Consider the following 11,279-nt stretch of genomic DNA (forward strand, 5'->3'; position numbering starts at 1 on the left):
TATAGATTTTTCCTTAATTTAATAACATTACCCGAAACCTCTGGATTAAAACATGTTAGAATACTCTATAATAGATGCCAAAAATGTAAAAAGCTAAGAAGTAGAAAAGTCTTTTATATTGTTTACAAGCACGGATTGTAAATCCATCTTATCAGTTTTATTCAAAATCAAGCAATTCTTTTACTGATATTCCTAAACCTTTAGCCAGTGCAAGTAAATATAAATATGTAGGATTGAATTCACCTGCTTCAACCTTATGTATAGATTGCTGATCTTTAAGTATCAGTAATCCCAATTTATTTTGTGTCAATCCTTTGGCATTTCTAAGCTCTTTAATTCGAGCACCTAAACGCTTTAATTCATCTGATTTATCCACTTTTTTTAATTTGAGACAATTTGCGTTTTTTATTTATTCTTTTTAACATACTATCATATGTTATTTAGAATTTTTCGTACATTTGATTTTGAAAGAAAAAACATCAAAATAAAAATAAATAAAACTAAAAAATGGAAAATCTTAGAGAACTAACTATGCGATATTTCAACACCTTAAAACCATCTCCGGATAAAACAGGTACTTATACGGCTCAAATTAAACTGTCAAATTATTCTGAACTTGGTTGTGTTATTACCGAAACCCTGAAGTTATGCATTGTTGCGCTGGATCACGAAGCACATAAAACTTCGGATACCATTAAAAACTCACCTATTAATGTGGCGCTCGTTTTAGAAATGGTGTTAGAAATGTTTCCTGCTGATGAATTTGAGATACTAGATGAAATTAATCAAATGCTTACTGTAAATCCTCAAAGCATTAATGAACAAACCTAACAGGTTGAAAAACTTGTTAGGATACTACATCATAAATAAAAGATTATTTTTTAACAGAACAGTAAATTCCAGAATTATCTAATTGACAAATTATCTAATTAGCTCTCTTCTTCTCATCTTCATTTCCAAAATCACGTTGATTAACATTAATCTTTTTGTTTCCGAAATTATAAACTACAGATAAACGAGCAAATCGGTTGCTTTCATTTTGGCTATAAACTTGTTTTACGCCATTCACAATCGAAACATCATCTTTTAGATAAGATGTATTAAAAATATCATTTACCAAAAAGGCAATCTGCATTGTTTTGTTTAACAAATCTTGTTTAAAACCAATATTCAGACTAGACGTATACCCAGTTTCATACAAACCGCTTTTGTAAGGCGAAGTATAGTTAAAATTTATTTGCAATTTAGTCGCTTTGCTCAATGAAAATGTATTATTTGTCGAAAAATCGACTTGAAGACTATTTACAGGTGTTGCATTAATATCTTTTGTAAATTTAATATCAGATCCTAAAAAATATAAAGAGTTCTCGCTCTGCCACCAATCTGTAAAACTAGCCGAATACGTTTCTCCAACTCCATAATTAATGCCTTTAAAATAATTTTCTCTCGATACAACTTGAGTAAATGTTTCAGGGTTTGCAGTAAATATCACACCATAACCATCCGTAATCGCATTTAAGAAAACACTAGTTCGCAATATTTTTTTATACGAATGAGAAAATTCAAAATTGTCACTAAAAGAAGGTTTCAAAAACGGATTTCCTTCAGAATAACTATTACTACTAATATAAACTCGAAACGGATTCAATAAAGAAAAACTCGGCCTGCGGATTCTTCTTCCGTAGTTTAAACTAAAACTGTTGTTTTCATTTTTATTATAAGAAGCATAAAACGTTGGAAATAACTTAAGATAATTGTTTATCGTTTCCTGATTCAGGTTTTCCGAAAAACCATTTGTTTGCGTATTTTCTAATCGCAATCCTGCTTGAAAATTCCATTTTTCATTGATTTTTTTATCTGCACTAATATAAACCGCCTGATTGTTTTCGGTGTATTTAAATTGGTTTGTTTGGTTTATATCTAATTCTGGAGTTCCAGTAATCGTATTAAAGAAAATGACATCGCTATTGCTTTTTGTAAAACTTACTTTCGCCCCATAAGATAAGTTTACGGCTTTAAGCGGATGTTCCATATCAGCCTTAAAGCTTAAATTATCAATATCCTGATTCGAAAGATTACGTCCTGATTGATCTACATCGATAAAGGTTTCATCTGATGAATAATTGTTTGCTATAAAATCTCTATCAAATTTTGAATTATAATCAAAGTAATCAACATCAAATGATAATTTTCTGTTGAGAGAATCCAGTTTTGTAATCAAATGTAAATTATACGTTTGATTGCCGGATTTCCTGTCTAAAAAGCTCTCATTGATTATATAATTATCCAATACATTTTGAGAATTGTATTTATTAATTCTAATATCCGAGTCAAAATCCGGATTGCTTTTATCTTTTAAAAATTGAAAACCAATTGTCATTTTTTCTGAAAAATCATAATCTAAAGCTAACTTTCCAGATACATTTTCCTCATTTAATTTTGTTATCACATCCATTTTCGTAGGCCCTTCAACAAAATACATATCCAGAGTTTCATTAATATTTTTATAACCTGTTTTTCCATTAACACTAGCCGAAAACCTAAATTTATTTTTATTATAAAAGAAATTATTCCTTAAAGTATAAATTCCATATTTATTTTGATCATAAGATGCTGTTGTTGTGTTTTTCCAAGAATCACGAGCACCTTTTTTCATAACAACATTAATCAATCCCCCAGTACCTTCCGCCTCATATTTTGATGAAGGATTACTTATAATTTCGATATTCTTAATATCACTTGCCGAGATAGATTTCAAGAAATCGTTTAATTCTTCTCCAGTTAATTCAATCATTCTTCCATCAATCATCACACGAGAAACTCCCTTTCCTAATATATTAATAACATCATTCTGCACCGCAACTCCTGGTGCAGTATTTATAGCACTCAAAGCATCGCCAGCAACGTTTGTTACATTATTTTCAAGATTATAGACCAAACGATCTGTTTTTTGCTCAATCGTATTTTTTCTGGATTGAATGACAACTTCTCCCAAATTTGTTACATTTTCCTTTAAGATAATCAAACCCAAATTGGTATCTTTTTCAATCGTAATTTCTTTATCAAATTCCGAATATCCTTGTGAACTAATTTTTACTTTATAAGACCCTTTATTCAAATTCAATTCAAAGCTACCATCTTCTTTTGTAGTTGCTCCATTTATAATTTTTCCGTCTTGATTTAAGATTACGACATCTGTCCAGGCTACTGCTGTTTTTTCATCGGCAATTTTTCCATTTAATTTAAAGGATGTTTGTGCTAAACAAAAGAGAGGCAATAGCATAAAAATAAGGAGGGTAACTTTTTTCATAATTTCTAGTTTTAACTTGTTTGATTAATTTGAAGCAAAGTTGCCTTAGAAATTTTCGATATGCGACCGACAAAAAAAGTCGAACCAATTTCTTTTTAGGAAATCAGTTCGACTTTATTAAGCTTGAAGTACGACTTTTTACAAACCGCTAATTACGAAGCGTTTCGGTAAGCTGTAGGCGTAAGATTAGTATATTTTTTAAAAGAAGTATTAAATGAAGATTTCGAATTAAAACCTACCTCGTATAGAATTTCTAAAACTGTTAAATCACTTTTTAAAGGATTCTTTAAAATACTCATGGCTTTTTGGATGCGATATTCGTTTACAAAATCAAAAAAATGCTGATCCATATGATGATTAATCAAAACCGATAAATCCCGAACTGGAATATCGATTTGATTGGAGAGTTCCTGAATCGTGAGCGACGGATGAAGAAAAGGTTCTTTTTCAATCATATATTGTTTCAATGTCGAAATTTGACTCGTAACTAAGTCATTTTGATTATTTTTTATCTCAACACTCTTTTCGTTTTGCTTAGGAATAATGTCTCTTGCTAATTGCAATTTAGAATCAATTCCTCTAAAAAGTTCGGGATAATTTAAAGCCTTTAAGACAAACCAGCAGGTTACTACTAAAGCCAAAAATTGCATTACTACATTTGCCCAAATCCACAGTAAATTAAAATCGGTATATCTTATAAAATTCTTAGCTATTGATAAATAATACAAAACAAAGAGTACAATTGATATTTGAAATAACCATTTAAAAATAGAAGTTTTAGGATTGGTATAATTTTCCTGATATATTTCTCTATACTTTTTTAAAACCCAAAATACACCAATACTATACAATACGATTTGCATACCTAACATTAACTGGAAACCGTAAAATTCGGGCATTTCACTACGATGATTATAAAACTGCATTTTATCTACATCATTTAAAAAGTAAATCCTGAGTATGAAAACAGCATTTATGATTATAAATGGAATGGCATGAATTATATGCTTGGTTTTTAATCGAAAATCAGTGAAGCAAACTGATACTATATACAGATAAAAAGCAGGAAGTATCAAAGCACAACTAGCCCATCTGAAAAATTCTAAATTAAGATGGTCTTTAACGAAAGCTTCATTAATAAAAATTCCAGAATTATCAATTGCAAAAAGCAGTAAGTATGCCACAAACAGTCGGTTTGCTGATTTATTTTGGGTTTTCACAGTGAGTAAAAAGAATGCCAGCAATAATGAAACAAAAACTGACATCCAGCCCATAACACCCAAAAAGCTATCTATATTCATTTATTTTTTTGATTATTTAACAAATATAATATTTTAGTTCTTTTAATAAGATTTCAGAAAGCAATCGTTGCATAAAAATTAAAAGAGAAAAAGTTTTTTTTTATCTTTTAATTCTTACGTTCTAAATTTCGAAATCGCGAGAAAAAAGATTAATTTTGGACAAGATATTATACGAAAAATGACCTTCACAAAAACTACAGAACAGTCCTCAAAATATGAACATCTGGAAAATATGAGTGTTCATGACTTAATGATTAATATAAATCAGGAAGACAAAACAGTTCCATATGCCGTAGAAAAAGCAATTCCACAAATAGAAGCTTTGGTGGATCAAATCGTAGCCAAACTAAAACTTGGTGGACGTTTATTTTATATAGGTGCAGGAACATCTGGTCGTTTAGGAATCTTAGATGCATCCGAGTGCCCTCCTACTTTTGGCGTTCCAGCATTTTTAGTAAACGGAATCATTGCCGGAGGAGATAAAGCCATTCGTCAAGCGGTAGAAAATGCCGAAGATAATCCCAAACAAGCCTGGATAGATTTGCAAGCGCATAATATCTCCGAAAATGATGTTGTGATAGGAATTGCTGCTTCGGGAACAACACCTTATGTAATTGGTGGTTTAGAGATTTGCAATAAAAATAACATAATCACAGGTTGCATAACCTGTAATGCCGAAAGTCCGCTTTCACAAACAGCTCAATATCCTATAGAAGTAGTTGTAGGTCCAGAATTTGTTACAGGAAGCTCCCGAATGAAAGCTGGAACTGCACAAAAATTAGTTCTTAACATGATTTCGACAGCAACCATGATAAAACTCGGGAAAGTAAAAGGTAACAAAATGGTGGATATGCAATTAAGCAACAGCAAATTAATTGATCGTGGAGTAAAAATGATTATGGGAGAAATTCCTGTTACATACGAGCAAGCATCTGATTTATTACACAAATATGGAAGTGTAAGAAATGCAGTAGATAATTTTCAGTCACAGTAATTCAGTCACAGTTACTGGTACTAGTCTCAATAAAAATATTGCAAGGATATACTATCTGTCATGCAACAACAAATAGAAGTTTTTTAGTTCTCGTAACTTTAAACTTCAAACCTTAAACTTTTAAGAATAAAAAAAATGGGAACAAATAAAGAGTTAATAGGAAAAGGAATTAAATACTTATCGGGTTCTTTGCCCCTATTATTTATTGGCCCTGCAGTAATTTACAATGCATTTATGAACAAACAAAACGTTTGGCATTACTTAGTTCTGGCTATTGGCATAATTGCCTGTTTAGCGGGAATGTTTTTAATCTTTTATGGTTTAAAAACAATCATGAGGGGGCTCTTTAACGACTAATATTTAAATAAAACTCAAAAACTCCAATGGATAGCTTAATTCATATTCAAAAAACATTCGATAAGGTTATCTACATTGATAAAAAAATAAACAACCGCGAATTTGAGGATTGTGTATTTAAAAATTGTGATTTCTCTAATAGTAATTTTGCTTACAATACCTTTTTAGATTGCGAATTTATCGATTGCAATTTATCTATGACTAGTCTAAAAGATACAAGTTTAAAAAATGTAACATTTAAGAACTGTAAATTGCTAGGAATTGCATTTAATGAATGTGAAGATTTCTTATTCCAGGTATATTTTGAAGAATCGGTTTTAGACTATGCCTTATTTTCTAATAAAAAAATGCCAAAAACTAAATTTGTAAATTGCTCTATGAAAGAAACTACTTTTATAGGAACTAATTTAACCAGTTCTGTTTTTGATAACTGCAATCTGGAAGGAGCAATTTTTAACGAAACACAATTGGCAGGTGTTAATTTTAAAACAGCTTATAATTTTAAAATTGATCCGGAATTTAATCCCATGAAAAAAGCTCAATTCTCGACCGAGGGAATTTTAGGTCTTTTAGATAAATATGACATTAAAATTGTATAATTATGAATGCAACCGAAGCGTATTTAGAAAGTGTAAAAAAACAATTTTTATATTATAAAACACTGGGCGAAAAAGCAATCGCACAACTCGAGCCAGAGCAACTTCTTGTTACAATAAATGAAGATACAAATAGTATAGCAACTATTGTAAAGCATCTTTCGGGCAATATGCTTTCGCGCTGGACAGATTTCCTTACAACCGATGGCGAAAAAGAATGGCGCAATCGCGATGAAGAATTCGAAAATGATTTCCAATCTAAAGAAGAAATAATGACAGCTTGGGAAAAAGGTTGGAAATGTCTTTTTGACGCTCTAAATGATTTACAACCCAATCAACTTTCAGACATTATTTATATTCGAAATGAAGGCCATACGGTTATTGAAGCTATCAACAGACAATTAGCACATTATCCTTATCATATTGGTCAAATTGTATTTTATGCCAAACAATTAAAAAACAGCAGCTGGGAAAGCCTATCGATTCCAAGAAAAGAATCTAAAAATTACAATGCAGGAAAGTTTGCTAAAGAAAAAGAAATTAAGAACTTTACCGATGATGAGCTGAAACGGTTGAAATAATTTTATTTTAAAATTACAATCAGGGCTCGAGCGAAGCGAACTGACGAAGTAAATAGCTTCAAATAAACAAATTATATATTATGAAAAAATTACTATTACTCCCTTTATTACTTATTGTTGCATCTTGTTATAATACGGAACACAATTGCAAGGATTTTAAAACTGGAAAATTCAAATTTGAATACGAAGTTGATGGAGTAAAAAAAACAACTATTTTTGAAAGAAAAGATGATATTGAAATCGAAACTTTTGAAGGAAAAACCGACACGGCAACAATTCGCTGGGTAAGTGATTGCGAATATGTTCTGGAAAAGAAACATCCAAAGAACAAAGCAGAAGAGAAAGCTATCGGAATGAAAATTTTGAGTACAACCAAAGATTCTTATACTTTTGAGTTCGGAATGGTTGGTTCTACCCAGAAACAACGCGGAAAAGTTGTTCGAGTAGATTAAATTACATTTTTTATACTAATACCCCTTAATTAACACCTTTTTAAATGGAAGTATTCTTAAACCCTGACGCTTGGGTTGCCTTATTAACACTGACTTTTCTTGAAATTATTTTAGGAATCGACAATATTATTTTCATATCGATAGTAACAGGAAAATTACCTCCTGAGAGTCGTAAAAAAGCAACTAGAATTGGTTTGTTTTTAGCCATGTTCATGCGTATTGCTTTGCTAATGGGTATTTCGTACTTAATTGCTATGAAAGCAACAGTTTTTAGTATTAAATGGGGCTGGCTAAATGCCGATTTTACCGGACAAGCCTTGATTTTATTAGGTGGTGGATTATTCTTGATTTATAAAAGCACCAAAGAAATAAGCGAAAAAGTTGACCATAAAGGCGATGAAGAAAAAACATTAAAAGATGTTGCAAAACAATCCTTCTCGAATGTAATTGTACAAATTTTACTAATCGATTTAATTTTCTCTGTAGATTCTATTTTAACTGCAGTAGGAATGACAAATGGCGTTACTGGCGCTTTAACAATTATGATTACTGCCGTTGTTATTTCGGTAGCAGTTATGATGTTGTTTGCTGTTCCTGTTGGGAATTTTGTAAATGCAAACCCTTCTATTCAGATTTTAGGACTTGCTTTTTTAATCTTAATTGGGTTTATGCTTATTACTGAAAGTATGCACTTATCTAATGCTTCTTTAATAGGAGAACATATCGGGGCCGTACCAAAAGGTTACTTGTACTTTGCTATATCATTCTCATTAGCAGTTGAGTTTATTAATATGAAGATGAGAAAGAGATCGAAATCATAACTGATTTAATTTATAACAAAAAAAGCGCTAAGATATCTTAGCGCTTTTTTGTATTAATTTGTTTCCTAAATTAATCCTCGATAAATAATCGATACGGGAATACATTTGATGATCTGTTTTTTAAATTCTTCATGAAACTCTCACACAAATAATCCCACTCAGTTACCGATAAATGTTCTTTTTCGGCTGCATTAATTTTTAGATAAATATCTACTGTTCGACTGAAACCTGCTTTTACAGAGATTTCTTTTCGCGTTCCTTTTTCTATTTTAACATCGGTAATGCAACTTTTAAAATGGTTAAAAGCAAATGCTTTTATATCTGCAAAAGTTACAATTCGTCCTCGTGTTAATAATGCATTACGATAAGCCAGAATACGGTCTTTGTTATTCTGTTTATTCATTCCGCCAACCGTATTAGTAACTAATACCGCTTCTTTACTCACAAAAAACAAATCTTCTTTAGACTCTAAGACTGTACCTGCTTTAATATCATTTCCTTCTTCGGCACAAGTCGACCAATAACTTATTATAAATGATTTCCCTACTGATTCATCAATTTTAGGTTTAATCATTAAATACGGATCATTATTTTTAGAAAAGCTACTTTCTTTCGCCTGTTGTTCTACCGAAGCCAATAGTTGATTAATTTCGACCAATGAACTATTCATGAAATCTTTCCCTAAACCCGAAAACGATGAACTCTCGTCTTTTAATAAGTCTAAAACATTCTGAAGTAATTCAGAAGCCGTTCTGGAATCAAATCGAGAAACTCCACCTGTACGTAATACAGCATTTCCTTCTTCGATAACTCCGTCTTTAAACTCTTTTATTTCATAATGGTTATCAAATGGATCTACTACAGTATCTACATCAAGATATATATTATTACCAGTATCTAAGGATACATAAGACAAGAAACCTCCAAGTGTTTTATTTATGATATGTCGTCTCTTATTTATTACAGGAAAGCAATTTGCTGTAAAAGATACATTGTCTATTATTTGAGGAATTAATGACTCTGGAAAAACCATTTTAATCCAAATAACAGAATTATCATTATTGTTTGTTACCTCATCAAAACATCTATACTCAGAGCCATAATCTCTTATGTTCTTATGTTTCAATGCACCTTTTAGCGTATAAAAATTATCAAAGTAAAATTCATTTACTTCTTGCATCAACTCGCTAAGATGAGTATAATTTCTGTTTATGATACTTTCGATATCTAGATTGTTTACAGGAACATTATATCCCTCCTCTACCTTAATTTCCTCATCATCATGAAAGCATTTCATTTGCTTTAAATAATAATGGAACATTTCTTTTTGGTGGGTGTTTTTAATATCTATAAACAACATTAAATCCTCTAGCTCTTCTACGCTAGTATTATTTAATTCTATTCCTAAAAACACTATTCCTGAAGGTAGTGAGTTTTTATAATCGCGAACTGAGTCTTTGTAAAAAAGATTCGAAACTTCGTATAAATTTCTTTCGTAAGCAATGTACTTAACCTCACAAGAAGCTAATTTCACCTCTAATGTTGGCGAAAGCGTTATCTCTTTAGTAATTGGTGCTAACGGATTATAAATATTATGAATTCTCCTGCTTACCGACATTTGGTTTAGCAAAGAAACGTTCATGTTGTTATCTATAGGTAAAGCATGCATGATTGCCCTGGATGGTTTGGCTCCGGCGCTAACTTCTGGAAACATAATTTCAAGAACTCTTTCGACCACACGAGTTTTAGAATCTTCAAGTTCATGAGCTACTTTTTCAAGTTCATACGATAATGCATTTAGCATCATTGATACAACAGGATCAAATGATGTTTCCATCTCTACATCCGAAAAGCCCCATGATCTCGCTGCTCTTTTTAATACTCTATCTTTTATTCGTTCTTGTCTCATTATTATATTTTTTTTGGAACGTATTTTTTATTTTACTATTACTTTTATTTTGCCGCTAATTGCAAAATATATTTTTTTAAATTCTTACTCGCATTACCATAAAATAAACATGGATCTATTTCTTGCTTATTTTTATCAGTAACTCTTTTGCATCCTTCCCTATAAAGGGTTATTTTATTTGTTATTGATGACATCCTTACAAATTGAGATACAATCCCTTTTTGATAATAACTAATTTCAATATCATAATGACCTAACAATGCAATGCCACTCTTGCTAAATGATTTTTTATTTTGCAAAAAATTATTTAATATAGTAATCTGACTCTTTGTTAATCTTTTTTTTGATTGCGCAAAAATTGTATCTTTTTCTTCTTTAAAGTCATTATACGGTAGCGTTAATTCTCCTGTAATACTGTCTTTTTTAGCTGGAATACTATTTATAGCTAAAGGCGCATTAAATTCTTTATCTCGATAAAATATATTAGATACAACAACACTATCCATTTTTTGGAATAATAAAATAGTATTATTATTGAACTGTTGACAAAATACATTTTGATTCATTAACGAAAATAAAAGAATACCTAATACCTTTATTTTTATCTTATTATCCATACTTTAATTTTCCTTATCATAATTCTAAATCATTCATTAATTAAAAGTAAATCTATTTAAACAATTAATCTTACTATTACATCTTGATTTTATGCAAAACAAACTAATAATGATAGAATTATTTTCCATAAAATTCAAAAAACAATCTCTTTTCTTTATTTTTTAATTCCTTAGCATCTAATTGTTTCTGTATCAGATATTCATCAATAGGAATTAAAATATGCTCCGGGCTTTCTTCCATTTCTTGTAAAATTTCTGCATTACCAACAAATTTAAAAGATACAACATCCTTATTTTTATATAAATAGAAATGATTAATTTGATTTTCTTCTCCCTTCAAT

13 protein-coding genes are annotated in these 11,279 nt (G+C 30.4%); 7 read left to right on the forward strand and 6 right to left on the reverse strand.

Going from position 1 to position 11,279, the window contains the following annotated elements:
• Positions 1-157 precede the first annotated feature (157 nt).
• Positions 158-376 carry a helix-turn-helix domain-containing protein gene (locus tag AC3IPI_RS21755; RefSeq protein ID WP_323489153.1) on the reverse strand — a complete coding sequence of 73 codons (219 nt, stop codon included), beginning with the start codon at positions 374-376 and terminating at the stop codon, positions 158-160.
• Between the two features lie 131 nt (positions 377-507).
• Between AC3IPI_RS21755 and AC3IPI_RS21760 the strand changes: the two genes are divergently transcribed.
• Complete coding sequence (locus tag AC3IPI_RS21760) at positions 508-831, forward strand: hypothetical protein (protein ID WP_489155689.1); 324 nt, start codon at positions 508-510, stop codon at positions 829-831.
• Positions 832-925: 94 nt separating this feature from the next.
• Here the strand turns inward: AC3IPI_RS21760 and AC3IPI_RS21765 are convergent, their stop codons facing one another.
• Positions 926-3,310, reverse strand: coding sequence for a TonB-dependent receptor domain-containing protein (locus AC3IPI_RS21765; protein ID WP_489155691.1), 2,385 nt, complete (start codon positions 3,308-3,310; stop codon positions 926-928).
• A gap of 152 nt (positions 3,311-3,462) precedes the next feature.
• A complete protein-coding gene (locus tag AC3IPI_RS21770) occupies positions 3,463-4,611 on the reverse strand; it encodes a helix-turn-helix domain-containing protein (RefSeq protein WP_489155693.1) in 1,149 nt (382 codons plus the stop codon).
• A gap of 178 nt (positions 4,612-4,789) precedes the next feature.
• Between AC3IPI_RS21770 and murQ the strand changes: the two genes are divergently transcribed.
• The 6 genes from murQ (at position 4,790) to AC3IPI_RS21800 (ending at position 8,412) form a co-directional block, all read left to right on the forward strand.
• Positions 4,790-5,605, forward strand: a complete 816-nt coding sequence (murQ, locus tag AC3IPI_RS21775; RefSeq protein ID WP_039118829.1) for an N-acetylmuramic acid 6-phosphate etherase — start codon at positions 4,790-4,792, stop codon at positions 5,603-5,605.
• A gap of 135 nt (positions 5,606-5,740) precedes the next feature.
• Positions 5,741-5,962 (forward strand): DUF6095 family protein, encoded by a 222-nt coding sequence (locus AC3IPI_RS21780; protein ID WP_039112716.1) that lies wholly within the window; start codon positions 5,741-5,743, stop codon positions 5,960-5,962.
• Between the two features lie 26 nt (positions 5,963-5,988).
• Positions 5,989-6,561, forward strand: coding sequence for a pentapeptide repeat-containing protein (locus AC3IPI_RS21785; RefSeq protein ID WP_489155696.1), 573 nt, complete (start codon positions 5,989-5,991; stop codon positions 6,559-6,561).
• Between the two features lie 2 nt (positions 6,562-6,563).
• The gene (locus AC3IPI_RS21790; protein WP_489155698.1) at positions 6,564-7,139 is read left to right on the forward strand and encodes a DUF1572 domain-containing protein; all 576 of its coding nucleotides are present in this window, start codon (positions 6,564-6,566) and stop codon (positions 7,137-7,139) included.
• 80 nt (positions 7,140-7,219) lie between these two features.
• Complete coding sequence (locus AC3IPI_RS21795) at positions 7,220-7,591, forward strand: hypothetical protein (RefSeq protein ID WP_039112713.1); 372 nt, start codon at positions 7,220-7,222, stop codon at positions 7,589-7,591.
• A 44-nt stretch (positions 7,592-7,635) separates the two neighbouring features.
• Entirely contained in the window at positions 7,636-8,412 is a 777-nt protein-coding gene (locus AC3IPI_RS21800) for a TerC family protein (protein WP_039112712.1), read from the forward strand.
• A 70-nt stretch (positions 8,413-8,482) separates the two neighbouring features.
• On the opposite strand, the gene AC3IPI_RS21805 is transcribed toward AC3IPI_RS21800, so the two are convergent.
• The 3 genes from AC3IPI_RS21805 to AC3IPI_RS21815 form a co-directional block, all read right to left on the reverse strand.
• Positions 8,483-10,321 carry a type VI secretion system baseplate subunit TssF gene (locus AC3IPI_RS21805; protein WP_489155701.1) on the reverse strand — a complete coding sequence of 613 codons (1,839 nt, stop codon included), beginning with the start codon at positions 10,319-10,321 and terminating at the stop codon, positions 8,483-8,485.
• A 44-nt stretch (positions 10,322-10,365) separates the two neighbouring features.
• Positions 10,366-10,938 (reverse strand): hypothetical protein, encoded by a 573-nt coding sequence (locus AC3IPI_RS21810; RefSeq protein WP_489155703.1) that lies wholly within the window; start codon positions 10,936-10,938, stop codon positions 10,366-10,368.
• 118 nt (positions 10,939-11,056) lie between these two features.
• A complete protein-coding gene (locus AC3IPI_RS21815) occupies positions 11,057-11,278 on the reverse strand; it encodes a hypothetical protein (protein ID WP_489155705.1) in 222 nt (73 codons plus the stop codon).
• Position 11,279: the final 1 nt, after the last annotated feature.

Source organism: Flavobacterium sp. GL_143, from assembly GCF_057834355.1.